Annotated in this window: 20 protein-coding genes; 4 read left to right on the forward strand and 16 right to left on the reverse strand. The window is 68.5% G+C overall.

The window, feature by feature from the left end:
• Positions 1-14: 14 nt before the first annotated feature.
• Positions 15-995, reverse strand: coding sequence for a LysR family transcriptional regulator (locus tag DFR39_RS14745; RefSeq protein ID WP_133604343.1), 981 nt, complete (start codon positions 993-995; stop codon positions 15-17).
• Between the two features lie 115 nt (positions 996-1,110).
• On the opposite strand from DFR39_RS14745, the gene xdhA reads away from it, so the two are divergent.
• On the forward strand, positions 1,111-2,676 hold the full coding sequence (gene xdhA / locus DFR39_RS14750; RefSeq protein ID WP_246030848.1) for a xanthine dehydrogenase small subunit: 1,566 nt from the start codon (positions 1,111-1,113) through the stop codon (positions 2,674-2,676).
• On the forward strand, positions 2,673-4,997 hold the full coding sequence (gene xdhB, locus DFR39_RS14755; RefSeq protein ID WP_133604345.1) for a xanthine dehydrogenase molybdopterin binding subunit: 2,325 nt from the start codon (positions 2,673-2,675) through the stop codon (positions 4,995-4,997). Before xdhA ends, xdhB begins: the two co-directional genes overlap by 4 nt.
• 9 nt (positions 4,998-5,006) lie before the next feature.
• On the opposite strand, the gene DFR39_RS14760 is transcribed toward xdhB, so the two are convergent.
• From DFR39_RS14760 to DFR39_RS14770, 3 genes are all read right to left on the reverse strand, one after another.
• Complete coding sequence (locus DFR39_RS14760; protein WP_133604346.1) at positions 5,007-6,884, reverse strand: M48 family metallopeptidase; 1,878 nt, start codon at positions 6,882-6,884, stop codon at positions 5,007-5,009.
• 147 nt (positions 6,885-7,031) lie between these two features.
• The gene (locus DFR39_RS14765) at positions 7,032-7,784 is read right to left on the reverse strand and encodes a Crp/Fnr family transcriptional regulator (RefSeq protein ID WP_133604347.1); all 753 of its coding nucleotides are present in this window, start codon (positions 7,782-7,784) and stop codon (positions 7,032-7,034) included.
• 150 nt (positions 7,785-7,934) lie between these two features.
• Positions 7,935-9,236, reverse strand: coding sequence for a glycerate kinase type-2 family protein (locus DFR39_RS14770; protein ID WP_133604348.1), 1,302 nt, complete (start codon positions 9,234-9,236; stop codon positions 7,935-7,937).
• 74 nt (positions 9,237-9,310) lie between these two features.
• Between DFR39_RS14770 and DFR39_RS14775 the strand changes: the two genes are divergently transcribed.
• Complete coding sequence (locus DFR39_RS14775) at positions 9,311-9,946, forward strand: DUF4124 domain-containing protein (RefSeq protein WP_133604349.1); 636 nt, start codon at positions 9,311-9,313, stop codon at positions 9,944-9,946.
• Here the strand turns inward: DFR39_RS14775 and DFR39_RS14780 are convergent.
• The 4 genes from DFR39_RS14780 to DFR39_RS14795 are packed head-to-tail and all read right to left on the reverse strand — an operon-like array spanning position 9,912 to position 13,094.
• On the reverse strand, positions 9,912-10,919 hold the full coding sequence (locus DFR39_RS14780; RefSeq protein ID WP_133604350.1) for a S49 family peptidase: 1,008 nt from the start codon (positions 10,917-10,919) through the stop codon (positions 9,912-9,914). The two genes, DFR39_RS14775 and DFR39_RS14780, sit on opposite strands and share 35 nt — an antisense overlap.
• Before the next feature lie 11 nt (positions 10,920-10,930).
• On the reverse strand, positions 10,931-11,320 hold the full coding sequence (locus DFR39_RS14785; RefSeq protein WP_133604351.1) for a Rieske (2Fe-2S) protein: 390 nt from the start codon (positions 11,318-11,320) through the stop codon (positions 10,931-10,933).
• Between the two features lie 5 nt (positions 11,321-11,325).
• Complete coding sequence (locus DFR39_RS14790) at positions 11,326-11,994, reverse strand: HAD family hydrolase (RefSeq protein WP_133604352.1); 669 nt, start codon at positions 11,992-11,994, stop codon at positions 11,326-11,328.
• Positions 11,991-13,094, reverse strand: coding sequence for an RluA family pseudouridine synthase (locus DFR39_RS14795; protein ID WP_133604353.1), 1,104 nt, complete (start codon positions 13,092-13,094; stop codon positions 11,991-11,993). The genes DFR39_RS14790 and DFR39_RS14795 overlap by 4 nt, the downstream gene beginning before the upstream one ends.
• 641 nt (positions 13,095-13,735) lie before the next feature.
• Between DFR39_RS14795 and DFR39_RS14800 the strand changes: the two genes are divergently transcribed.
• Complete coding sequence (locus tag DFR39_RS14800) at positions 13,736-16,651, forward strand: Rne/Rng family ribonuclease (protein WP_133604354.1); 2,916 nt, start codon at positions 13,736-13,738, stop codon at positions 16,649-16,651.
• A 120-nt stretch (positions 16,652-16,771) separates the two neighbouring features.
• On the opposite strand, the gene acpS is transcribed toward DFR39_RS14800, so the two are convergent.
• From acpS to lepA, 8 genes are all read right to left on the reverse strand, one after another.
• The gene (gene acpS / locus DFR39_RS14805; RefSeq protein ID WP_133604355.1) at positions 16,772-17,167 is read right to left on the reverse strand and encodes a holo-ACP synthase; all 396 of its coding nucleotides are present in this window, start codon (positions 17,165-17,167) and stop codon (positions 16,772-16,774) included.
• Between the two features lie 10 nt (positions 17,168-17,177).
• Positions 17,178-17,963, reverse strand: a complete 786-nt coding sequence (locus DFR39_RS14810; RefSeq protein ID WP_133604356.1) for a pyridoxine 5'-phosphate synthase — start codon at positions 17,961-17,963, stop codon at positions 17,178-17,180.
• An 82-nt stretch (positions 17,964-18,045) separates the two neighbouring features.
• Entirely contained in the window at positions 18,046-18,807 is a 762-nt protein-coding gene (gene recO, locus DFR39_RS14815; RefSeq protein ID WP_133604357.1) for a DNA repair protein RecO, read from the reverse strand.
• Positions 18,804-19,733, reverse strand: coding sequence for a GTPase Era (gene era / locus DFR39_RS14820; protein WP_133604358.1), 930 nt, complete (start codon positions 19,731-19,733; stop codon positions 18,804-18,806). The genes recO and era overlap by 4 nt, the downstream gene beginning before the upstream one ends.
• A 23-nt stretch (positions 19,734-19,756) precedes the next feature.
• The gene (gene rnc / locus DFR39_RS14825; protein ID WP_133604359.1) at positions 19,757-20,467 is read right to left on the reverse strand and encodes a ribonuclease III; all 711 of its coding nucleotides are present in this window, start codon (positions 20,465-20,467) and stop codon (positions 19,757-19,759) included.
• A gap of 32 nt (positions 20,468-20,499) precedes the next feature.
• Positions 20,500-20,853 carry a DUF4845 domain-containing protein gene (locus DFR39_RS14830; RefSeq protein ID WP_246030849.1) on the reverse strand — a complete coding sequence of 118 codons (354 nt, stop codon included), beginning with the start codon at positions 20,851-20,853 and terminating at the stop codon, positions 20,500-20,502.
• Positions 20,854-20,910: 57 nt separating this feature from the next.
• Positions 20,911-21,885 (reverse strand): signal peptidase I, encoded by a 975-nt coding sequence (gene lepB / locus DFR39_RS14835; RefSeq protein WP_133604361.1) that lies wholly within the window; start codon positions 21,883-21,885, stop codon positions 20,911-20,913.
• A gap of 19 nt (positions 21,886-21,904) precedes the next feature.
• The gene (gene lepA / locus DFR39_RS14840) at positions 21,905-23,713 is read right to left on the reverse strand and encodes a translation elongation factor 4 (protein WP_133604362.1); all 1,809 of its coding nucleotides are present in this window, start codon (positions 23,711-23,713) and stop codon (positions 21,905-21,907) included.
• Between the last annotated feature and the right edge of the window lie 452 nt (positions 23,714-24,165).

Raw genomic sequence — 24,165 nt, forward strand, 5'->3', positions numbered from 1 at the left:
GTCTCAGGCCGGACTCAGGCTTTGACGCGCGCGGCAGCGGGCGCACGCGCGACCAGGCCCCGCGCGACCTCGCGCACCTGCTCGCGCAACCAGCGCTGGGCGGCATGGCCATGGCTGCGCTCGTGCCAGAGCTGGTAATAGGCCATGGGGGGAAAGCTCACGGGACAGCGCACGATGCGCACCGGCAGCCGGTCCAGATAGCGGCTGCAGAAGAGCCGGCCCGTGGTCAGCACCAGCAGGCTGCGGGCCACCATTTCGGGCAGCTGACCAAAGTGCGCGCTGCGCACGGCGATCTGCCGGCTCAGGCCCAGCTGGGCCAGATGCTGGTCGATCACGCCGGGTTGGCCGGGCGACAGCGGCATGGGCGCCAGATGCTGGCAGTCCAGCCAGCGCTCCACACTGAGGCTGCGCGACTTGGCCAGGGGGTGGTTCTCGGCCACCAGGCAGACCACCTCGTCGGACAAGAGGCGGCCCAGATGCAGCTCCTCCGGCGGCTCCAGCCAGTTGCCGATCACCAGATCCACCTCGCCCCGGGCCAGGCTGGCGCGGTAGTCGTACTCGGCCGAGAGCGGCTGCAGGTCCAGCTGCACAGCCGGCGCCAGGCGCTGCAGATGCGCCACCAGCTCGGGCAGGAAGAGCGGGTCCAGATAGTCGCTGGCGGCCAGGCGAAAGCTCAGGCGCGCCGTGGCCGGCTCGAAGCCGGCCCCGCGACCGGCGCGCTGGCGCTCGCCGAACAGGGTCTCGGCCTCGCGCAGCAGGGCCGCGGCCGGGGCCAGCAGCTCCAGGGCCGTGGCCGTGGGCGTCATGCCGCCGGCACCGCGCACCAGCAGGGCGTCGCCCGTGAGCTCGCGCAGCCGCCGCAGCTGGGCGCTGACGGCGGGCTGGCTGCTCTGGAGCCGCAGGGCGGCCCGGGAAACGCTGCGTTCGCTGATCACGGTGTGCAGAACCCGCACGAGTTGAAGCTCGATCTTGTCGAAGAGCGCCCGGCCACTCATATCGTTTCCTTGATACCTACTATGCTTGAACGCATATATTCCCAGGAAAGCAAGTTGCTAAGGTGCGGGATTGTCCCGAGACTGTCATCGCCACAGCCGCCCCGCACGCCGCCCAATGCCGCCCAGTTCCGTCCACGCCGCCATGACGCCCAGCAGCCGCCCCATCCGCTTCTTCCACCGCGGCGAGATCCGCGAGGTCCAGCACCTGCCCACCACCACCACGGTGCTGCAGTACCTGCGCGAGCACGCGCATTGCAGCGGCAGCAAGGAGGGTTGCGCCGAGGGCGATTGCGGCGCCTGCACCGTGCTCGTGGGATCGCTGGACGCGAGCGGCGAGCGGCTGGCGCTGCGCAATGTCAATGCCTGCATCCAGTTCCTGCCCACACTGGACGGCCAGGCGCTCTTCACCGTCGAGGATCTGGGCGGCGCCCAGGATCTGGGCCCGGTGCAACAGGCCCTGGTGGACTGTCATGGCTCGCAATGCGGTTTCTGCACCCCCGGCTTTGCCATGAGCCTGCAGGCCAGCTATGAGCGCCACTGCCAGGCCGGCACCCGGCCCAGCCGCCAGGCGCTGGCCGACGATCTGGCCGGCAACCTCTGCCGCTGCACCGGCTACCGGCCCATCCTGGACGCCGGCCAGCGCATGTTCGAGATCCAGCCCGCGCGCCGTCTGGATCTGGCCCCCGCCACCGCCGCCCTGCAGCAGTTCCGCGCCGACCCGCCCCTGCACTACCAGGCCGCCAGCCCCGCCTTTGGCGGCCGGCTGGACCGCTTCGATGCGCCGCGCAGCCTGGAGGACTTCGCTGCCCTGCGCGAGACCCGGCCCCAGGCCCGGCTGCTGGCCGGCGCCACCGACATCGGCCTGTGGGTCAACAAGCAGTTCCGCGATGTGGGTGATCTGCTCTACATCGGCACGGTGGAGGCACTCAAGCACATCGAAAGCACCACGCTGGCGGACGGCCGCCCGGCCCTGCGCATCGGCGCCGCGGCCTCGCTGGAGGCCGCCTGGGGCGCGCTGACCGAGGCCGTGCCGGCCCTGCGCGAACTCTGGCTGCGCTTTGCCTCGCCCCCGGTGCGCCTGGCCGGCACCCTGGGCGGCAATATCGCCAATGGCAGCCCCATCGGCGATGGCGCGCCGGCCCTGATCGCCCTGGGCACCGAGCTGCTGCTGCGCCGCGGCGCCCAGCAGCGCCGCCTGCCCCTGCAGGACTTCTACCTGGACTACATGAAGAACGCGCTGCAGCCCGGCGAGTTCCTGGAGGCCCTGCTGGTACCGCTGCCCGGGCCCGACACGGTGCTGCGCGCCTACAAGATCTCCAAGCGCTATGACAGCGATATCTCCGCCGTCTGCGCGGTGCTGAGCCTGGATCTGGAAGGCGACACGGTGCGCGAGGCCCGCCTGGCCTTCGGCGGCATGGCCGCCATCGTCAAGCGCGCCGCCGCGGCCGAGGCCGCGCTGCGCGGCCAGGCCTGGAGCGAGGCCAGCGCCCAGGCCGCCGCTGCGGCCCTGGGCCAGGACTTCCAGCCCATGACGGATCTGCGCGCCAGTGCCGACTACCGCCTGCAGGTGGCCCGCAATCTCATCACCCGCTTCTGGCTGGAAACCCGGCCCGACAACCCGCTGCCGGCCGGCGCCACCAGCGTCTGGCAGGCCGCCCAACACGGGAGCCTCAGCGCATGAACAAGCCCAGCGATCTGCCCCAGGCCGCCCTGGCCCAGGTGGGCGTGAGCCGGCCGCATGAGTCGGCCGCCCTGCATGTCAGCGGCGAGGCCCGCTACACCGACGACATCCCCGAGGCCCAGGGCACCCTGCATGCGGCCCTGGGCCTCTCGCCCCTGGCCCATGGCCGCCTGCTGGGCGTGGACCTGGAGCTGCTGCGCCGCCAGCCCGGCGTGGTGGCCGTGCTCACCGCCGCCGATCTGCCCGGCGAGAACAACTGCGGCCCCCTGGTGCACGACGACCCCATCCTGGCCGATGGCGAACTCAGGTACCTGGGCCAACCGGTGTTCGCGGTGATCGCCACCGATCGCGAGCTGGCGCGGCGCGCCTGCGCGCTCGCCAAGCAAGCCATCCGGGCCGAACCCCTGCCCCCCATCCTGACGGCGCGCGAGGCCCATGCCGCGGGCCAGTATGTGGTGCCGCCCATGCATCTCACGCGCGGCGAGCCCGCCGCGGCCCTGGCGAGCGCGCCGCAGCGCCTGGAGGGCGAATGGTCGGTGGGCGGCCAGGAGCAGTTCTATCTGGAAGGCCAGATCTCCTACGCCCTGCCCCAGGAGGGACAGAGCCTGCTGCTGCACTGCTCCACCCAGCATCCCAGCGAGATGCAGCAGCTCGTGGCCCATGCCCTGGGCTGGAGCGCGCACCAGGTGCAGGTGCAGTGCCGGCGCATGGGTGGGGGCTTTGGCGGCAAGGAGTCGCAGTCGGCCCTGTTCGCCTGCGTGGCGGCGGTGGCGGCCATGCGCCTGGGCCGGCCGGTCAAGCTGCGCCTGGACCGCGATGACGACTTCCTGATCACCGGCCGGCGCCACGGCTTTGACTACCGTTGGCAGGTGGGCTTTGACGAGCAGGGCCATATCCTGGCCGCCGAGATCGAGCTGATCTCCAACTGCGGGCACAGCGCCGACCTCTCCGCCCCCGTGATGGCCCGGGCCCTGTGCCATTTCGACAATGCCTACTGGCTGCCCCATGTGGCCATGCATGGCTTTTGCGCCCGCACCAACACCCAGAGCAATACCGCCTTCCGCGGCTTTGGCGGCCCGCAGGGCGCCCTGGCCATCGAGATGATCCTGGACTCGGTGGCGCGCCGCCTGGGCCTGGACCCGCTCCTGGTGCGCCAGCGCAATTTCTACCGCAGCGAGGGCGGCCGGGATGTGACGCCTTATGGCCAGCAGGTCGAGGACAACATCCTCGAACCCCTGACCCAGCGCCTGATCGCGCAGTCCGACTACTGGCAGCGCCGCGCCGCCATCCAGGCCTTCAACGCCACGAGTCCCGTGCTCAAGAAGGGCCTGGCGCTGACACCGCTGAAGTTCGGCATCTCCTTCAATGTGGTGCATCTGAACCAGGCCGGCGCCCTGGTCCACATCTACACCGATGGCTCGGTGCTGGTGAACCACGGCGGCACCGAGATGGGTCAGGGCCTGAACACCAAGGTGGCCCAGGTCGTGGCGCATGAGCTGGGCGTGGATCTGGGCCGGGTGCGCGCCAGCGCCACCGACACGAGCAAGGTGGCCAACACCTCGGCCACGGCCGCCTCCACCGGCGCCGACCTCAATGGCAAGGCCGCCCAGGACGCCGCCCGGCGCATCAAGACCCGGCTCATGCCCCTGGCCGCGCGCCTGCTGGGCTGCACCGAGAGCGAGCTGTGTTTTGCCGGCGGCCGGGTGGCCGGCGGCGGGCGCGAGATCGGCTTTGCCGAGCTGGTGTCCAAGGCCTATCTGGAACGCTTCCAGCTCTGGAGCGAGGGCTTCTACGCCACGCCGGGCCTGCACTGGGACCGCAGCCGCCTGCAGGGCCGGCCCTTCTACTACTACGCCTATGGCGCGGCCGTGGCCGAGGTACTGGTGGACACGCTCAGCGGCGAGAGCCGGGTCTTGCGCGCCGATGTGCTGCACGATGTGGGCCAGTCCCTGAACCCGGCCCTGGACATCGGCCAGGTCGAGGGCGCCTTTGTGCAGGGCATGGGCTGGCTGACCATGGAAGAGCTGAAGTGGCACCCGCAGACCGGCCTGCTGCTCACCCACGCGCCCAGCACCTACAAGATCCCCACGGCCAATGACATGCCGCTGGACTTCCGCGTGGCGCTCTTCGATGCGCCCAACCGCGAGGACAGCATCCACCGCAGCAAGGCGGTGGGCGAGCCGCCCCTGCTGCTGCCCTTCTCGGTGCTGCTGGCCATCAAGGACGCGGTGGCGGCCACCGGCCCGGTGCGCTGGGATCCGCCACTCAGGGCCCCGGCCACAGCCGAGGCGGTGCTGCGCGCCCTCCTCAGCCGCCCCTGAGGGCGGATTTCAGCGCCGCTGCACCAGCGCCAGCAGGTGCAGGGTCTGCTCCACGCGGGCGCGCTCCACCTCGTGATCCACCAGCACCACCCGCGCCCGCCCCGGCAGATCCAGGGCCGCCTCGATGCGCCGAGCCAGCTCCGCGGCGCTGCCCGCCCCCACGCCGGGACGGCATTGCAGCCAGAGCGTGTAATGGGCCCCGGGGGGTTGGGTCACGATGTCCTGCGCCCCCAGCCAGGCGGCGCGCACATCGCGCTCACGCAGCAGCAAGGTCCTGAGCCGGCGCAGGCCGTCCTCATCCAGCGCCAGGGGCACGCTGCGCTCCCAGCAGGGCGTGGCGGCAAACTGCGCCCAGGCCTGCTGCTCCATGGCCTCTGCACGGGCATAGCGCTCACGCCACAAGGGTCTCAATCGGGCAAGCATGGCGGGGTCGCTGCATCGATCCATCCACTGCCGCGCCAGGCAGGCCGCACGCCAGGCCTGGCCGGGATGCTCCTGGTAGAGCCGCTCCAGCCAGTCGGCCACCCGTTCCTGCGGCGTGCCCAGCGGCGCGTGATGCGTGAGCAGGCTCAGCAAGACCTGCTCATGCCGCGGTGAGAGCTGCAGCGCACGCTCCAGCACCGGGCTGGGGTCCCGCTCGCTCAGGGCCTTGAGTCCGGCGGCCCATCGCAGCAGATCCTCGACCCCCAGCATGTCGTTGACGGTGGCTCGCGCCTGGAAGGCACGCACATCGGCGTGGAGCGCACGCAGTTGCTCGCCATGGCGCTGCCAGTCCTGCCGGTGCTGCTGCCACCACCGTGCATCGAGTTCCGCACCGATGCGCTCGCGTGCCCGCCCCAGCAAGGTGAGCGCACTGCGCGTGGAACTCGGCGCCAGGCTGGTGGCCCGCTGCTTGAGGGCGGCCAGGCGATCCTTGAGCACCGGATGGGTGTCGCTGGGGTCGGCCGGCGCGCGCAAGACCTGGCGCAAGGCCTGCTGCAGACGCTCGGGCTCGCTCAGATGCAGCAAGGTGCTGGCCATCTGCGCATGCGGTGCCGCAGGCGCACCACCCTGTCGCAGGCGGGCCAGTCGCCACCAGTGGCGCCAGAAATGCTCTTCATAGAGCCGGCTCTTGACCGCCACCTCCTGCAAGGTCTGGCCGAAAAGCTCGGCACCGAAGATGCGCGCCGCCACACGGTCGGCCGCATACTCGTCCTCGCGGGCCAGCGCAAAGCTCATGGCATCGAAGCGCGGCGCATACCAGCGCACAAAACCCGCCAGCAGCCAGGCCATGGGCGAGGCATCGTCTTGATAACGCGCCAGCAGGCGCGACCAGGCGGCACGGCTGCGGTAGATCCAGGCCGAGAGCTGGCCATGAGACTCGCGCAGATGTCCGTATTCATGCGCCAGGACGGCGAAGACGCGGCGCGGCTCCATGGCCGCCAGCAAGGGCCAGCCGATGAGCAGGTAGTTGCGGTGGCGCAGACCCATGCACAGCGGACGCTGCACGATGGCGGCATTGAAGTCCTCGGTGATCAGCACCGCGTGCAGCGGGGGGCCCTTGATCTTGTCGCGTATGCGCTCCAGGCCCTCGAAGAGCTCGGGCGCCTCCTCGGCCGTGAGCCGCTGGCCCTCGGGCTCCCTGAAAGGCACCCGCAGACCGCTGACCGTGGCCCACAGCAGACCCAGACAGGCCAGCCCCGGGCCCAGCATCCAGCCTCGGAACTCCCCCTGGATCAGCGACCCGGCCAGCCAGAGCAGCCCGCCCAAGGCCAGCAAGCCCAGCAGGCCGATCAGGGCATAACCCAGCAATGCGAACGCCAGCACACGGCGGCGGTAAGCCTGTGGCTGATCCTGGCTGGCCTGCTCGTGCAGGCGCACCCTGTGTACATAGTCGGTGTATTGCAAGCGCCTTCCTCCGCGGCGCCGCCTCCCGCCAGCCCGCAAAAGGGCGTATTTTCGGGGCGCGGCCGGCCAAAGGCGACCGGATCGGGCTTGAAGCTGTTACAGGCCGTGAATTAAGGCGCGCAGGCCCGGCGACCGGGCGGCGTCGGTTCAGGCTTCGCGCGCCAGGTCGCGCAGACCGGCCAAGTCCAGCAGCTGGACGGTATAGCCCGCCACGGCAATCAGCCCCTTCTCCTTGAGCTGCCGCATCATGCGAGACAGGGTCTCGGGCGTGATGGCCAGCTGGGCAGCGATATCGCGCTTGCGCTCGGCCAGACGCAGCTGAGGGCGCCCTTCGGACTGCTGCAGCAGCCAGGCCACCAGACGCTTCTCGGCATCCTTGTGCATCAGATCATGGGTGGCGGCGGACAGGGCACGCACCGTCTGCGCCATGGCCACCAGCACGCGTTCCTGCAACTGCGGCTGGCGCAGCATGAGCTGGCGCATGGCGGGCAGCGGTAACTCCACCACACGGACCGGGCCCAGGGCCTGGGCATCCTGGTCATGGCCCTCCATCAGCCAGGCACTGGCGAGATCCACCCAGGCCGGCCCACGCAGGGTGCGCTCCAGCTGGAAGCTGCCGTCCTCGCGCTGCTGCCCCAGGCCCACCGTGCCCTCCAGCACGGCGACCAAGCCGCGCGCCGCATCGCTGCGGCTGAACACGCGGGCGCCAGCCGCCAAGTCCCGCGGCTCCGCCATGAGCTGCAGGGCGGCCAGAACCTCGGAACTCGGGCGAGCGCCGCCCAGCAGGGTTTGCCAGCGCTCTGCCAGCGCCCCTTGCTCGATACCCGGCAGACCCGACAGCCCCGAGGGCGGCAGGACGGGCGGTGCATAGGCATGCAGACTTTGCAGCGATGAACTCACGACGCGAGGGGCTCAAGGCGCTGGGGGTGGAACATGTGCGCAATGTGCGCCAAGCCCGCAGCCGGGGCCTTGCGCTGGGTCAAAACTCCGGCCCGCCTTGAAGCCCCTCCCCCGATACCAGGGACAAGCGGAGCGCTTGTCTCCAGCCCCCTACACGATCAAGAACGCCCGGAAGTCGTTGACATTGGTGAAGGTCGGGCCGGGCGAGACCAGATCGCCCAGGGGCGCGAAGAAGCCATAGGCGTTATGGGCCTCCAGCTCGCGCTGCGCACTCAGCCCCAAGGCGGCCGCACGCGCCAGGGTGTCGGGCGTGAGCAGGGCGCCGGCATTGTCTTCCACCCCGTCGATGCCGTCGGTATCGGCGGCCAAGCCATACACCCCCGGCTCGCGCTGCAAGGCAATCGCGGCGCCCAGCAGAAACTCGGTGGCCCGGCCTCCGCGACCACCTCGGGTGCGCAGCGTGACCGTGGTCTCGCCCCCCGAAAGCAGCACGCAGGGCTTGCGAAAGGGTGCATCACGTCGGGCCACGGCACGCGCCAGCGCGGCGTGCACGCGCCCGACTTCGCGCGACTCGCCCTCGATGGCGTCACTCAGGATATGAGCCTCCAGACCCAGCTCACGGGCGGCCCGGGCCGCGGCCTCCAGGCTCTGCTGGGGCGTGGCCAGCATGCGGAACTCATGCCCAGCCAGGCGCGGATCGCCCGACTTGGGCGTCTCGAATGCCCCAGACTCCAGACCGGCCTGCGCCACCGGCGGCAGGTTCAGCCCATAGCGACGGCAGATGGCCAGGGCGTCCGCGCAGCTGCTGGGATCGGCCAGCGTGGGCCCCGAGGCGATGACGGCCGGATCGTCACCGGGCACATCGCTGATGGCCAGGGTCAGCACGCGCGCCGGCCCACAGGCCAGGGCGAGCCGGCCGCCCTTGATGGCCGAGAGATGCTTGCGCACGCAGTTCATCTCCTCGATGGAGGCGCCGCTGCGCAGCAGCTCGCGGTTGATGTCCTGCTTGTGCTGCAGGCTGAGTCCGGCGGCCGGCAGGCTCAGCAGGGACGAGCCACCGCCTGAGATCAGGCACAGCACCAGGTCATCCGGCCCCAGCCCCTGGCACAGGGCCAGCATGTCCTGAGCGGCCTGCTGGCCCGCGGCATCCGGCACCGGGTGGGCCGCTTCCACGACTCGCAGGCGCCGCGGCCGGTAGCCCGGCGGCACATGGCCGTAACGTGTGACCAGCAGACCCGATAGCGGAGCCTGCTCGGGCCATGCAGCCTCCAGGGCCTGGGCCATGGCGCCGGCCGCCTTGCCTGCCCCCAGCACCAGGGTGCGCCCCCGGCGGGGCGGATCGGGTAGCTGAGCTGCCAGAATGTTCAGCGGCAAGGCCTGCGCCACGGCCACCTCAAACAGATGTCGCAGGAGCGCTCGGGGATCGGCGCGCCAAGAAGATGCTGTAGACATCGGCGGATTATGCGCAGCCGGTCCACCAAACACAGGCCCAGCGCGTTGACAGGCGCACAGCTCAGGGAAGCCTTATGCCACCGACCCACCTCTTCAGCACCCCATCGCGATGGCGCCTGCGCAGCCTGCCGCTCTGGCTGGCCATGGCATTGCCCTGGCCGGCGCTTGCCGAGGTCTGGCAGTGCCGGGATGCGCAAGGCCAGATCAGCTTCTCGGACCGTCCCTGCCCCAGCCAGGGCCAGGCACTGGACGCGCGGCGCCTGCAAGGCAATGTGGTGGAGGCGCCCAGGCGCGCTGCCGCTTCACAGCCTGCCTCGGCAGCCACGGAGTCCCAGGCCAGAAGCGAGCCCGTCAATGACTGCCCCGGCGACCAGGAGCTGCGTGATATGGAGGTACGCGCCAACTCCCGCAGCCTGGGCGACGCCGAGCGGGCATTCATGCAGGACGAAATCCGCCGGGTGCGCCAGTGCCGCAAGGGCCAGGGCCGCTACTCAGCGGAGGACTGGCGCATCAGCCGCGAGGCACGCGCGGCCCAGAGCAGCTCCAATGCCGCCGACGCAAGGCGCCGTGCCGAGGACATGCACAGCGCCGCGGACCCGGCGGAGGGCGAGCGCATTGCCAAGCAGCGGCGAGCAGAGCAGGAGCTCGCGCGCCCACGCCGCCCGGCACCTTGCCTCAATGGATGGGAGCCAGGTTGCGCAAGGCCTTGACGGCGCCCTCGCCCACCGAGGCGCCGAAACGCTTGGCCAGGCGCTCGGCCACATTGTCGCGAGGGGTGTAGTCCACCACCTCCTCGGCCTTGACCAGCTCGCGGGCCACATAGTCCAGATTGCCCAGACCGTCGGCCAGGCCCATGCGCACGGCCTCCTCGCCGTTCCAGAACAGGCCGGAGAAGGTCTCGGGGGTTTCCTTCAGGCGCTTGCCGCGGCCCTCCTTGACCACGGTGATGAACTGCTGGTGGATCTGGTCCAGCATGGCCTGGGCATAGGCCTTCTGCTGCGGGTTCTCGGGCGAGAAGGGATCGAGCATGCCCTTGTTGCCACCCGCCGTGAGCAGCCGACGTTCCACGCCCAGCTTGTTCATCAGGCCGGTGAAGCCGAAGCCGTCCATCAGCACGCCGATGGAGCCCACGACCGAGGCCTTGTCCACATAGATCTCGTCGGCCGCGGCCGCGATGTAGTAAGCGCCGGAGGCGCAAACCTCCTCCACGACGGCATAGACCCTCTTGCCATGCTTGGCCTTGAGGCGGCGGATCTCGTCGTTGACGATGCCGGCCTGCACCGGGCTGCCACCGGGCGAGTTGATGCGCAGCACCACGGCCTGGGCGCCCTTGTCCTCGAAGGCATTCTTGAGGGCCGAGATCATCAGCTCGGCGCTGGCCTCCGAGTCCACGGCAATCTCGCCACGCACCTCCACCAGGGCCGTATGCGGCGTGGTCTGGGTGGCCCCGGGATGGCGCTGGGCGAACATCAGGTAGAGGAGGCTGGCAATCAGGGCCAGCCAGGCCAGGCGGAAGAAGCTGCGCCAGCGCCGCTCGGCGCGGCGGTCACGCAAATAGTCACGCGCAAACTGCGCCATCAGATGTTCGTAGGCCTCGCCGCCGGCGCTGGCGGGTGCGGCGGCCCGGGACGGTGTGCCTATCGGGTCGGCAATCGGGGGCGGCAGATCGTCGTGGGGATTCATGGTGGCTTCTTCTACTCCTCGAAAGCCGGCTTGGTGTCGCGGCTAGGATACCAATAGACCTGACCCTCACGCTCGGAGACGGTGATCTTGGTCAGGCCCATGCGCCCGCACATGCCGGTGACGCAGCGCCCGCTGCGCGGGTCGTACACAGCGCCGTGGATGGAGCACATGATGTACTGCTTGTCACGGTCCAGGAACTCGCCCTCCTGCCAGTCCATCTCGGTGGGCACATGGGCGCAGCGGTTCAGATAGGCCACCACCTCGCCATCAAAGCGCAGGGCGAAGGCGCGTGCGGGCTGGTTCCACTGCAGCACATCGAAGCTGTGGGCGCGGCCACGCTCCTCCAGCGCCTCGGAGGGGCACAGGGGCAGGCCCTGGGATGGGGTGTCGGGTTCGTTCATGCTCGTCAGGCGTTCTCGATCAGCCAGGCGTGCAGCTGGGGCACGGTATGGGCGATGTGCAGGGGCCGGTACTCGCCAAAAGTGCTGTGGTCATGGGCACCATAGCCGACGCCCACGCTGGCGGTGCCAGCGTTCAGGGCCAGCTGCAGGTCGTGGCTGGTGTCGCCGATCATCAGGGTGCGCTCGGGCTCGGCGCCAAACTCGCGCATCAGCTCCTTGAGCATCAGCGGGTTGGGCTTGCCGGCGGTCTCGTCGGCGGTGCGGCTGCCATCGAACAGCGCCCCCAGCTCGGGCGCCACCTTGAGCGCCTCGTCCAGGCCGCGCCGGCTTTTGCCGGTGGCAATGGCCAGCCAATGGTGGCGGGCCTTGAGGGCTTGCAGCATGGCCAGCGTGCCCTCGAAGAGCGTCACCGCATGCTGGGCCGCGAAGTAATGATGGCGGTAGCGCTGCCCCAGCTCGGGGTAGCGCGCCGGGTCCAGGCCCGGCACCGCGTGGGCCAGCGCTTCGTGCAGGCCCATGCCGATCACATAGCTGGCCTGCGCGTCGCTGGGACGCGGCAGGCCCAGGTCCTCGGCCGCGGCCTGGATGCAGCGGGTGATCAGGGCCGTGGAGTCGAACAGGGTGCCGTCCCAGTCGAAGACGATCAGGTCGAAGCGTTGCGGTCGGGTGCTCATGCGGTGGCTCTCAGCGCGCCCAGCAGGCGCTCGCATTCGGGGGGCAGGGGCGCCAGCAGCTCGATCTCGGCGCCGCTGGCGGGGTGGCTGAACTTCAGGCGCCGGGCATGCAGAAACATGCGCTCGAACTTGAGCGCTCCGCGCGCCAGCTGGCGGTTGGCCTCGAACTGGCCGTACTTGGGATCGCCCGCGATGGGATGGCCCTCATGCGCCAGGTGCACGCGGATCTGGTGGGTGCGGCCGGTCTTGATGGTCACGTCCAGCAGGCTGTAGGCCGCGCCGGGGAAGCGCTCGACCACCCGCACCAGGCTGATGGAGCGCTTGGCCTGCTCGGCCTGGGGATCGTGCGAGCTGGTGACGGCGCGCACCCAGCGCTCGCCATCGCTGCCCACGAACTTGAGCAGGGGCACGTCGATCACCTTCTTGTTCTCGGCCCAGTCGCCGAGCACCAGGACGGCATAGGTCTTGCCGGTCTCGCGCTCGCGGAACTGGTCCTGCAGGGCGACCAGGGCGCTGCGCTTCTTGGCAATCAGCAGCAGGCCCGAGGTTTCCTTGTCCAGGCGGTGCACCAGCTCCAGGAACTTGGCCTGGGGCCGGGCCTGGCGCAGCTGCTCGATCACACCAAAGCTCACGCCCGAGCCGCCATGCACGGCCACACCGGCGGGCTTGTTGACGGCAATCAGGTGCTCGTCCTCGAACAGCACCGGGAACTCCTTGGCCGGCACATAGTCGGGCTTGGCCGTGGCGCGCTCGGGCAGGCGCACCGGCGGCACGCGTACCTCGTCGCCCAGGGACAGCCGGGTGTCGGCCTGGGCGCGGCCCTTGTTGACCCGCACCTCGCCGGCGCGGATCACGCGGTAGATATGGGTCTTGGGTACGCCCTTGAGCTCGCGCAGCAGGAAGTTGTCCAGTCGCTGGCCGGCCGAACCCTCGTCGATCAGCACCCGGCGAACCTGCAAAGTTGGCGTTTGCTCACCGGCCGGCGCGGCAGGCTTGGGGGCCCTGGGGCTGACCCCAGCTTTAGGGCCCGCTTTAGCCCCTATAATGTTCCGAACCACAATTGCGCCGTAAGTATTTGATTTGCCTGATTTTACGGGCATTAGGACCACGGCGCAGGCGTGGCGGGCCGGCAAGATCGGCCCATAAGGTGATGCAACGCGCGCTCGAGGCGGCGGGCCCTGTCCCCAAGTGACCGGGCGGTTGTCGACAGCGCGTGGCAGCGCAGATTTGCAAGAACCCCGTCGGGGCCGCCAGCTGTTTGAAGACGGCGGGCTCGGCGAAGAAAAAGGTTTACAAGGCCCGAGGCCTTGAGCCCGCCCCTTGTGGACGCGGCCCAGACCTCGGACCCGCGTTTGTTGTCAGCTTCAGTCCTAGCGGATGAGCCATCCTCCAACCTCCCCCACCCCCCGCCGCTGGCGGATGCAGCCCCGGTCGCCACTGACCGGCGCGGCGCGCATCCTCGGCCGTGGCCGGGCCGCGCCCCTCGCGGCGCGCTGGGGAGCGAGGCTTGCGGCACCGCCTGCTGTTGAACAGCTCTCGCACGCGCCAACGCCGGCGGCCTGATCGACGCATACGTCTCGATCACCACCAGTCCAGGGCGATTCCTTCCTCGGTTCTTTCACGTCTGCACGTGCATCGATGAGTCGCCCGCCGGCGCAAGCTCCGGGCGATATGTGCGATGTAGCGCACGCCGTCCACGGGGCTCAGCGAGCCGCGGGGGGCGTGCGAGGAGTGTGAAGACATGAAACGCATGCTGATCAATGCGACGCAGCAGGAAGAGCGTCGCCTGGCCATCGTCGATGGCCAGAAGCTGCTGGACTTCGAAACCGAGATCGAAGGCCGCGAACAGCGCAAGGGCAATATCTACAAGGCCGTCGTGACCCGCGTCGAGCCTTCGCTCGAAGCCTGCTTCGTCGACTATGGCGAGGACCGCCACGGCTTCCTGCCCTTCAAGGAAATCTCCAAGCAGTTCTTCCGCGACGGTGTGGATGTGCGCTCGGCCAAGATCCAGGACGCCATCAAGGAAGGTCAGGAACTGCTGGTCCAGGTCGAGAAGGAAGAGCGTGGCAACAAGGGCGCGGCCCTGACCACCTTCATCTCCCTGGCCGGCCGCTATCTGGTGCTGATGCCCAACAACCCGCGCGGCGGTGGCGTGAGCCGCCGCATCGAGGGCGAGGACCGCGAGGAGCTCAAGGAAAACCTCGACCAGCTCGAGTACCCCAAGGGCATGAGCCTGATCGCCCGCACCGCCGGCATCGGCCGCTCCGCCGCCGAGCTGCAGTGGGACCTGAACTACATGCTCAAGCTCTGGACGGCGATCGATGACGCCTCCAAGGGCGGCAAGGGCGCCTTCCTGATCTACCAGGAATCCAGCCTGGTGATCCGCGCCATCCGCGACTACTTCACCGCGGACATCGGCGAAATCCTGATCGATACGGACGATCTGTACGAGCAGGCCAGCCAGTTCATGAACCACGTGATGCCCGACCAGGGCCATCGCGTGAAGCGCTACCGCGACGATGCGCCGCTGTTCAGCCGCTTCCAGATCGAGCACCAGATCGAGACGGCCTTCAGCCGCACCGTGAACCTGCCCTCGGGCGGCGCCATCGTGATCGACCACACCGAGGCCCTGGTCTCCGTGGACGTGAACTCGGCCCGCGCCACGCGCGGCGGCGATATCGAGGAAACCGCCACCCGCACCAATCTGGAAGCGGCCGACGAGATCGCCCGCCAGATGCGCCTGCGCGACCTGGGCGGCCTGATCGTGGTGGACTTCATCGACATGGAAGAGTCCAAGAACCGCCGCGACGTCGAGCAGCGCCTGCGCGACGCCCTGCGCCAGGACCGTGCCCGCGTGCAGTTCAGCTCCATCAGCAAGTTCGGCCTGCTGGAACTCTCGCGCCAGCGCCTGCGCCCCGCGCTGAGCGAAGGCAGCCACATCACCTGCCCGCGCTGCAACGGCACCGGCCACATCCGCGACACGGAAAGCTCGGCCCTGCAGATCCTGCGCATGGTCCAGGAAGAGTCCATGAAGGACAACACCGCCGCCGTGCACGTGCAAGTGCCGGTGGAAGTGACCAGCTTCCTGCTCAACGAGAAGCGCACCGAGATCACCAAGATCGAACTCAAGCAGCGCGTCACCGTGCTGCTGGTGCCCAACAAGCATCTCGAGACGCCCAACTACAAGCTGGAGCGCCTGCGCCACGACGATCCGCGCCTGGAGAATCTGCAGGCCAGCTACACCATGATCGAAGAGGCGACCGACGAGGTGGGCATCACCCGTCGTGACGCTGGCGAGAAGAAGAACAAGCAGGAGCCGGTGATCAAGGGCATCCTGCCCGAGCAGCCGGCCCCCGTGGCAGCGCCCAAGCCCGCACCGGCCCCGGTCGCGGCCGCCCCGGTCGCGGCGCCCGCCCCTGCCGCAGGCAGCGGTTTCTTCGGCTGGATCAAGAGCCTGTTCGGCGGCGCTCCGGCGCCCGCCCCCGCCCCCGCGGTAGAAGCCAAGCCGGCCGAGAGCGAGCGCGCCGGCAAGGACGGCAAGCGCGGCGATGGTCGTCGTGGCGAACGTGGCGAGCGCGGTGGCGAAGGCCGCCGCGGTGAGCGTGGTGAGCGTGGCGACCGCAGCAAGCGCGGCGAAGGCCAGGCTGCCAAGTCGCAGGATGGGCGTCCGGAGCGCGGTGAGCGCGCCGAGCGGGGCGAACGCGGTGCTGAGCGCAACGGCCGCCGCAACGAGCGCCAGGAGCGCGATGCCAGCAGCGCCAAGCCCGAGGGCCAGGAGCAGCAGCGCAACGAGCGCGGCGAACGCGGTGACCGTGGTGGCGAGCGCCGCCCGCGCGGCGAGCGCAAGGAGCAGCAGGGCCAGCAGGCCAGCGCCCCCCAGGCCGCCCTGGATCTGAACGCCACGCCGCTGGCCGCCGAGCACGAGGCTCCGCCCGCCTTTGTGGATAGCCAGGCCGAAGGCCAGGACGGCAGCACGGCAGCGGGTGACGAGCGCCAGGGCCGCCGCCGCCGCCGTCGTGGCGGCCGCGGTGAGCGGGGTGCCGAAGGCGCCCTGGAGCAAGGCCAGCAGAGCGAGCTGCCCATGGCCGCCGAGGCGACGGGCACCCCGGTCGAAACGACCGGCGAGCTCGAGACCGAAGGCAGCGAAGCCCGCCCCGAGGGTGACGACGCCGGTGAAGGTCATGGTCGCGACGGCCGCCGCCGCCGTAGCCGTGATCGCTATCGCCGCGAACGCCGCGAAGACCAGGCCCAGGACGGCCAAGCCGTGACCGAAGGCGCAGAGGCCGGTGCCCAGGCTGCAGCCGACGCTGCGCCCCAGGCCGCGCCGATCGAGACCGCCGCTGCCAGCACCCCGGCCGCGCCCGCCGCCCCGGTGGAGCACCCGGCCCCTGTGGCCCAAGCTGCCGCCCCGGTGGCCGTGCCCAGCTTCGTGCTGCCACTGGCCGATCTGCACGCCGTGGCCGAAGGCGCCGGCCTGCAGTGGGTCAACTCGGATGCCGAGAAGATCCGTCAGGCCCAGGAGGCCATCGCGGCCGAGCCCAAGCCCGTGCATGTGCCGCGCGAGCGCCCACCCCTGGTGGTGGTCGATGAAGGCCCGCTGGTGCTGGTCGAGACCCGCAAGGATCTCTCCCAGATCAAGCTGCCTTTCGAGCAGTAAGCGTGGCGCTTTGCCCGCGAGACCGGCTAGGCCGGTCCTTCGCGGGCCTTAGCCGCAGAAATGCAAACGCCGCCTCGGGCTCAGCCCGGGCGGCGTTTCCTTTGGAGCGTCGGACGCGGATCAGCCGCGGGTCTCCACTACCACAAAGGCTGCGGCGTACTCGGTCTCGTCCGTCACACTCACATGGGCCCGCAGACCCTTGGCCTCGAACCAGGCGGCCAACTCGCCGTGAAGGCGGATCTCGGGTTTGCCGCTCGGGGCCTTGACGATCTCGCAGGCGCGCCAGGTCATGGGCATGCGCAGCCCTAAGCCTATGGCCTTGGAGAAGGCCTCCTTGGCCGAGAAGCGCGTGGCCAGATAGGCCACGCCACGCGCCTCCACCGTGGCCAGGCGCTCCCGAAAGACCTCGATCTCGTGCGGCCCCAGCACCTTCTCGGCAAAGCGCGTGCCGCGCCGCGCCAGGGTCTCGCGGATGCGACGGATGTCGCAGATATCGGTGCCGATGCCGTAGATCATCAACTACCTGTCAGGCATAGGCGCGCTGGATGGCGCGCTGGTACTCGCGCACGGTTTCGGCGTAACCCAGCTCCAGGGCATCGGCGATCAGGGCGTGGCCGATGGACACTTCCTGCACGCCGGGCACGGCACGCAAGAAGTCCGTCAGGTTTTCGCGGTTGAGGTCATGGCCGGCATTGATGCCCAGGCCCACGGCCAGGGCCGCCTGGGCGGTGGCGGTGAAGCCGGCCAGCACCTCGGCCTGGCGCTCGGTACCCCAGGCGCTGGCGTAGGTCTCGGTGTAGAGCTCGATGCGGTCGGCGCCCAGCTCGGCCACAAAGGGCATGGCCTGCGGCACCGGGTCCATGAACAGGCTCACGCGCACGCCCAGACTCTTGCACTCGGCCACCAGGGGGCGCAGCCGCTCCATATCGGCGGGCAGGTTCCAGCCATGGTCGGAGGTGAACTGATCCTCGCTGTCGGGCACGAAGGTCACCTGATGCGGGCGGACCTGGCGCACGAAGTCCATCAGGTTCTGGGTGGGATTGCCCTCGATGTTGTACTCGGCCTGGGGCCAGTCCTTGCCCAGCAGGGCGGCCAGCTCATGCACGTCGTGCGTGCGAATGTGGCGGCCATCGGGCCGGGGGTGCACGGTGATGCCCTGGGCACCGGCCAGCAGGCAGAGCTCGGCCGCCTTGCTCACGCTGGGAATGCCCAGGTGCCGGGTGTTGCGCAGCAGGGCCACCTTGTTGACATTGACCGAGAGCGCGCAGCGCCCGGCGTCGTGGCGGGAATCAGGAGCGACCAAAGGGTTCATGGCAGAGTCCGCCCGGCCGTCCGAAGGACTCTGCAGGCCCCCTCGGGGCGCAGCGAAGGAAGAGAGCGTGGGGGCATATGTTTCACTCCATGAGCTTCTGCACGTCCAGCAGGACCTGGCGCGTGCGCAAGGGCTTGTGGCCCAGATGATATTGAAGCAGGCCGCGCAGCGCGGCGCGCAGGGCCTGGGCAGGTGCGCCCTCGCAGGCCTGATGCAGGGCCGCGGGGCTGCCGTGCAGCAGGGCCGCCTGCAGCTGCACCAGGCTGGCGCCGCGCAGGGCCGCGGGGTTCTCGGCCTCGGCCGCCAGCACGCCGGTCTCGGGCGAGATGGTGTAGAGCCGCTCCAGCTCCAGCGGGGTCTGGCGCGTGCCGCTCAGGCTGAGGTCGGGCAGCAGGCCCACCTCGGCCAGCAGGCGCAGCTCGAAGGCGCGCAGGGCCGGCTCATCCAGGCGGGCCAGGGTCTGGGCATAGGCTTCAAAAAGCGCGGGATGCGGGTCCTGACGGGCCAGGAACTTGAGCAGCAGCTCGTTCAGGTAGTAGGCACTGAAGAGCGCCGCGCCGGCCGGCAGGGTGTGGCCGCCCACCCATTCGGCACTGCGCAAGGTGCTGACCTCGGCCGCGGCCTCGCCCTTGGCCGGGCGCGAGAGCCCGACCTGGATGCGCTGAAAGGGCAGCAGCACCGCGCGCAGCTGCGAGTAAGGGCGCTTGGCCCCCTTGGCCACCACGGCCAGCCGGCCCTGCTCGCGGGTGAAGAGGTCCAGCACCAGGCTGGTCTCGCTCCAGTCGTAGTGGTGCAGGACGAAGGCTTGCTGAACCGCAGGCGCTTTGGCCCTGGATGCGTTCACTCGTAGCCGTAGCTGCGCAGATGCTCTTCGCTATCGGCCCAGCCGGAACGCACCTTGACCCACAGCTCCAGGAAGACCCGGCCGTCGAACAGATGCTCCAGCTCCTGGCGGGCCTCGGAGCCAATGCGCTTGAGCAGCTCGCCGCCCTGGCCGATGACCATGCCCTTGTGGGCGTCGCGCTCCACGATGATGGAGGCGGAGATGCGGCGCAGCTCGCCCTCGTCCTCCCACTTGTCGATCACGACGGTGGAGGTGTAGGGCAGCTCGTCGCCGGTGAGGCGGAAGAGCTTTTCGCGGATCAACTCGCTGGCGAGGAACTTCTCGCTACGGTCGGTGAGCGCGTCCTCCTCGTAGAACCATTCCTGCTCGGGCAGGTAGGGCTTGAGGATCTTGAACAGGCGGGTGACGTCGGCCGCCTTCTTGGCCGAGAGCGGCACGAACTCGGCGAAATTGCGCCGCTCCTGCATGCTCTTGAGCCAGGGCGCCAGCTCGGCGCGGCGGTGCACGGCATCGAGCTTGTTGGCGATCAGCACCACGGGGCGGTCTTCGGGCAGCAGGGACAGCACCTTGGCGTCGTCAAGGCCGAAGCGGCCGGCCTCCACCACGAAGAGCACCAGGTCCACATCGCCCAGCACGCCGTGCACGGTGCGGTTGAGATTGCGGTTGAGCGCAGCGTTGTGCTTGGTCTGGAAGCCGGGCGTGTCCACGAACACGAACTGGGCCTCGTCCAGGGTGCGCACGCCGGTGATGCGGTGGCGCGTGGTCTGGGCCTTGGCCGAGGTGATGCTCACCTTCTGACCCACCAGGGCATTGAGCAGGGTGGACTTGCCCACATTGGGGCGGCCCACGATGGCGATCAGGCCGCTGCGGCGGGCGGGCGTGACACCAGCATCGCTGGGCGCCGGGGAGCTCTTGTCTTCGGTCATGGGGTGTCGGCTCGTGGCCGCCTTCAATCCCGCAGCCCGGATCCGGGCTTGTCGCGGGCCATCAGTTCGTCGAGCAGGCGACGGGCGGCATCTTGCTCCGCGGCGCGGCGCGAGCGGCCTTCACCCTGGGTGGCCAGGCTCAGGGCCGGCACCGCGCATTCCACGGCAAAGGTCTGGTTGTGGGCCTGGCCACGGGTTTCGGTGATGCGATAGCTGGGCACGGCCAGGCGGCGGGCCTGCAGCCATTCCTGCAAGGCAGTCTTGGCGTCCTTGGCCCAGTTGTCGCTGCCGCTGCTGGCGATCAGCTCGCCCAGTAGGCCGCGCACGACCTCATGGGCGGCCTCGTAGCCACCATCCACAAAGGCGGCGCCGATCAGGGCTTCCAGGGCATCGGCCAGGATGGAGGGGCGCTGCGCGCCGCCGCCGCGGGCCTCGCCCTCGGAGAGACGCAGCACCTGGGGCAAGCCCAGCTGCAGGGCCAGCTTGTGCAGGCTGTCCTCGCGCACCAGATGGGCGCGGATGCGGGTCAGGTCACCCTCGTCGGAGCCGGCATAGCGCTCGTAGAGCAGGCTGGAAACAGCCAAGCTCAGCACCGCGTCCCCCAGAAACTCCAGGCGCTCGTTGTGATCGGCACCGAAGCTGCGGTGGGTGAGCGCGCGCACCAACAGGCCGAGATCACCGAACTGGTGACCCAGGCGCTGCTGCAGGGATTCGAGGGACGACAAGGCAACCATGGGAGGAACGATACAACAGAGCCCGCCGGACTTCAGTTCGAGTGGCCTTGGTACTTGATCAGCAGGGAGACGGGGCCAAAGAGCTCGATCTGGCGTTCGTAAGCAAAGGAGATGCGCACCTTGTCGTTCTCCTTGCTGACCACCAGATCGTTGCCGGTGATGCTCTGGATGGAGTACTCGATCTGCTTGATGCGCTCGAACTCGGCCTTGGCCGCCGGCACCGTGCCCGGGTTGTTCTTGGCGATGCGGTTGATCGCGTTCTGGATGGTGTAGTACTCCATCACCGTCGGCACCACTTTGGCCACGACCACGCCGCCGCAAGCCAGCAGCACGGCCCAGAACAGCAGGCCCAGCAGGCTGATACCCCGCGCGCGGGAACGCTTCATACTTTGCTGACGCATTGATCCATTTCCTCCATCAGGCCCGGCTCCTCGCGCGGCACATCAGTTGAAGCTGCCGATGCGCTTGAGGCTACCGAAATTCATCCAGACGAAAAAGGCCTTGCCCACGATGTTCTCGTCCGGCACAAAGCCCCAGAAGCGGGAGTCCCGCGAGTTGTCCCGGTTGTCCCCGAGCACGAAGTAGTGTCCGACCGGCACCGTGCAGCGTACACCCTCGGGGCTGTAGCGGCAGTTGTCCTGATAGGGGAAGGGACCGTCGCGGCGATCGGCGCGGAACAGGGGCTCGCGTCGCGGATCAACCAGGATCTGGTGCTCCTTCTCGCCCAGCTTCTCCAGGAAGTGCGGGCGGTAGGCGCGGCTGTCCTCGTCGTAGAAGTCACCCTGGGGCTGCAGCGGTGCCGCCTGCCCATTGATGTAGACGCGCTGGTTGATATAGGCCACCTCGTCACCGGGGATGGCCACCACACGCTTGATGAAGTCCAGGCTGGTGTCCTCGGGATAGCGGAACACCATCACATCGCCGCGCTGCACATCGTTGTTGGCGATGATCTTCTTGTTGATCACCGGCAGGCGCACACCGTAGTGGAACTTGTTCACCAGGATCAGGTCACCCACCAGCAGGGTCGGCACCATGGAACCCGAGGGAATCTTGAAGGGCTCGAACAGGAAGCTGCGCAGCAGGAAGACGATGAGGATCACCGGGAACAGCCCAGCCGTCCAGTCCAGCCACCAGGGCTGGCGCAGCACCTCTTGCCGCGCCCCTTCCACATCGCCATCGACGCGGGCGATCCCCTGTGCACTCAGGGCCGCCCGACGCTGGGCGTCTGCCTCGCTGAGCCGGGCAGCGGCCCGCTCACGCGCCGGTGCGAAGTGGAAGCGCTCAGCCAACCAGTAGGCCAGAGTGACCACGGTCAGGATGAACAGCAGCAGCGAGAAATTGCCGCTCCAGTAGCCGGTATACCAGCCGCCCAGGTAGGCGATCAGGGCGGCGTAGAGAATTCCGGTCAGAGCACTCATCATCGACTTCTGTCGTTCCTCAGTCTTCAACTTGGAGAATGGCCAGGAAGGCTTCCTGCGGCACCTCGACGGAGCCGATCTGCTTCATGCGCTTCTTGCCGGCCTTTTGCTTTTCAAGCAGCTTGCGCTTGCGGGTGATGTCACCGCCATAGCATTTTGCCAGCACGTTCTTGCGCAACGCCTTGATGTTCTCGCGCGAGATGATGTTGGCGCCGATGGCGGCCTGGATGGCCACGTCGTACATCTGGCGCGGGATGATCTCGCGCATCTTGGCCGCCACCTGGCGACCGCGGTACTGGCTCTGCGAGCGGTGCACGATGATGGACAGCGCGTCAATGCGGTCGCCGTTGATCAGCATGTCCACCTTGACCACGTCGGAAGCGCGGTACTCCTTGAACTCGTAGTCCATGGAGGCGTAGCCTCGCGAGACGGACTTCAGCTTGTCGAAGAAGTCCAGCACGATCTCGGCCAGCGGGATCTCGTAGGTGAGCATCACCTGACGGCCGTGGTAGGCCATATTGATCTGCACGCCGCGCTTCTGGTTGGCCAGGGTCATGACCGGGCCCACATAGTCCTGCGGCATGTACAGATGCACGGTCACGATGGGCTCGCGGATCTCGACGATCTTGCTCTGCTCGGGCATCTTCGAGGGGTTCTCGACCTCGATCACCTCGCCATCGCCCACCACCACCTCGTAGACCACGCTGGGCGCGGTGGTGATCAGATCCTGATCGAACTCGCGCTCCAGACGCTCCTGCACGATCTCCATATGCAGCAGGCCCAGGAAGCCGCAGCGGAAGCCGAAGCCCAGAGCCTGCGACACCTCGGGCTCGAAGCGCAGCGAGGCGTCATTGAGCTTGAGCTTTTCCAGGGCGTCGCGCAGCGAGTCGTACTCGCTGGCCTCGGTGGGGTACAGACCCGCAAAGACCTGGGGCTGGATTTCCTTGAAGCCCGGCAGGGCTTCGGAGGCGGGACCCAGATTGTTGGGCAGCTTCTTCTCGAGGGTGATGGTGTCACCCACCTTGGCGGCGGCCAGTTCCTTGATGCCTGCGATGATGAAGCCTACCTCGCCCGCATTGAGCTGATCGCGGTTCTCGCTCTTGGGCGTGAACACGCCCAGATGCTCCACCGGATAGACGGCGTCGGTGGCCATCATGCGGATGCGTTCGCCCTTGCGCAGCGTGCCGTCCACCACGCGGACCAGCATTACCACACCCACATAGGCGTCGTACCAGGAGTCGATGATCATGGCGCGCAGCGGCGCCTCGATCTGGCCCTGCGGCGGCGGCATGCGCGCGATCACGGCCTCCAGGATGTCGTCGATGCCCATGCCGGTCTTGGCCGAGCAGGGAATCGCGTCGCTGGCGTCGATGCCGATCACGTCCTCGACCTCGGCCTTGGCGTTCTCGGGATCGGCCTGCGGCAGGTCCATCTTGTTGAGCACGGTGACGATCTCGACACCGAGATCCAGGGCCGTGTAGCAGTTGGCCACGGTCTGGGCCTCGACACCCTGGCTGGCATCCACCACCAGCAGCGCGCCCTCGCAGGCCGAGAGCGAGCGGCTCACCTCATAGGAGAAGTCCACATGGCCCGGGGTGTCGATCAGGTTCAGGTTGTAGACCTGACCGTCGCGAGCCTTGTACTGCAGGGCTGCGGTCTGGGCCTTGATGGTGATGCCGCGCTCACGCTCGATGTCCATGGAGTCCAGCACCTGGGCCTCCATCTCACGGTCGGAAAGACCGCCGCATCGCTGAATGATCCGGTCGGCGAGCGTGCTCTTGCCGTGGTCGATGTGGGCGATGATGGAGAAATTGCGGATGTGGTTCATGCTTTGATTCGCGATGCAGAAGCCGGACAAACAACGGCGAAGCCGTTGCGACGGAAGCTCATATCGCGAAGCGATGTGAAGGCGCGGGAGCGCCGTGCTGAAGTCAAAAAAAAGGCACGTCGAAAGAGGTGACGCGCCTTCCAACAAAACTTATGGCAACTGCTTGTTGGGCCTTCATTGTAGCCAAAAGCCCCTGGCAGAAAACCGCGCCGCCCCAGGATTGGCCGCCGTTGCAGACCGCCAACAGGAATTTATTCACAAGTTATCAACAGACTGCTGTGGGTAGCCTGGGGATAGCTCAAGCCAGCCTTGCTTTGCATCGCGCGCGCAGCGCAAACAAAGCTTAAGCACCCCGGATTCTATCTGAGTACCCACACAATCCGCATTGCCACGCACAAGTTAGCGACTGCCAACCCTTGAAATCCGGGGCGGCGGGCTCTCACCAAGTGAAA

The organism is Roseateles asaccharophilus, from assembly GCF_004362405.1.
Taxonomy (GTDB): domain Bacteria; phylum Pseudomonadota; class Gammaproteobacteria; order Burkholderiales; family Burkholderiaceae_C; genus Kinneretia; species Kinneretia asaccharophila.

Excerpts from the sequence above, each read along its gene's own strand:
- DFR39_RS14830 (WP_246030849.1), bottom strand. The coding sequence starts at position 20,853 with ATGAAGCGTTCCCGCGCGCGGGGTATCAGCCTGCTGGGCCTGCTGTTC.
- DFR39_RS14785 (WP_133604351.1), bottom strand. The coding sequence starts at position 11,320 with ATGAACGAACCCGACACCCCATCCCAGGGCCTGCCCCTGTGCCCCTCC.
- acpS (WP_133604355.1), bottom strand. The coding sequence starts at position 17,167 with ATGATCTACGGCATCGGCACCGATATCTGCGACATCCGTCGCATCCGC.
- DFR39_RS14745 (WP_133604343.1), bottom strand. The coding sequence starts at position 995 with ATGAGTGGCCGGGCGCTCTTCGACAAGATCGAGCTTCAACTCGTGCGG.
- DFR39_RS14775 (WP_133604349.1), top strand. The coding sequence starts at position 9,311 with ATGCCACCGACCCACCTCTTCAGCACCCCATCGCGATGGCGCCTGCGC.
- DFR39_RS14800 (WP_133604354.1), top strand. The coding sequence starts at position 13,736 with ATGAAACGCATGCTGATCAATGCGACGCAGCAGGAAGAGCGTCGCCTG.
- DFR39_RS14780 (WP_133604350.1), bottom strand. The coding sequence starts at position 10,919 with ATGAATCCCCACGACGATCTGCCGCCCCCGATTGCCGACCCGATAGGC.
- DFR39_RS14810 (WP_133604356.1), bottom strand. The coding sequence starts at position 17,963 with ATGAACCCTTTGGTCGCTCCTGATTCCCGCCACGACGCCGGGCGCTGC.
- xdhB (WP_133604345.1), top strand. The coding sequence starts at position 2,673 with ATGAACAAGCCCAGCGATCTGCCCCAGGCCGCCCTGGCCCAGGTGGGC.
- lepA (WP_133604362.1), bottom strand. The coding sequence starts at position 23,713 with ATGAACCACATCCGCAATTTCTCCATCATCGCCCACATCGACCACGGC.
- era (WP_133604358.1), bottom strand. The coding sequence starts at position 19,733 with ATGACCGAAGACAAGAGCTCCCCGGCGCCCAGCGATGCTGGTGTCACG.
- xdhA (WP_246030848.1), top strand. The coding sequence starts at position 1,111 with ATGCCGCCCAGTTCCGTCCACGCCGCCATGACGCCCAGCAGCCGCCCC.
- lepB (WP_133604361.1), bottom strand. The coding sequence starts at position 21,885 with ATGAGTGCTCTGACCGGAATTCTCTACGCCGCCCTGATCGCCTACCTG.
- rnc (WP_133604359.1), bottom strand. The coding sequence starts at position 20,467 with ATGGTTGCCTTGTCGTCCCTCGAATCCCTGCAGCAGCGCCTGGGTCAC.
- DFR39_RS14790 (WP_133604352.1), bottom strand. The coding sequence starts at position 11,994 with ATGAGCACCCGACCGCAACGCTTCGACCTGATCGTCTTCGACTGGGAC.
- DFR39_RS14770 (WP_133604348.1), bottom strand. The coding sequence starts at position 9,236 with ATGTCTACAGCATCTTCTTGGCGCGCCGATCCCCGAGCGCTCCTGCGA.
- DFR39_RS14795 (WP_133604353.1), bottom strand. The coding sequence starts at position 13,094 with ATGCCCGTAAAATCAGGCAAATCAAATACTTACGGCGCAATTGTGGTT.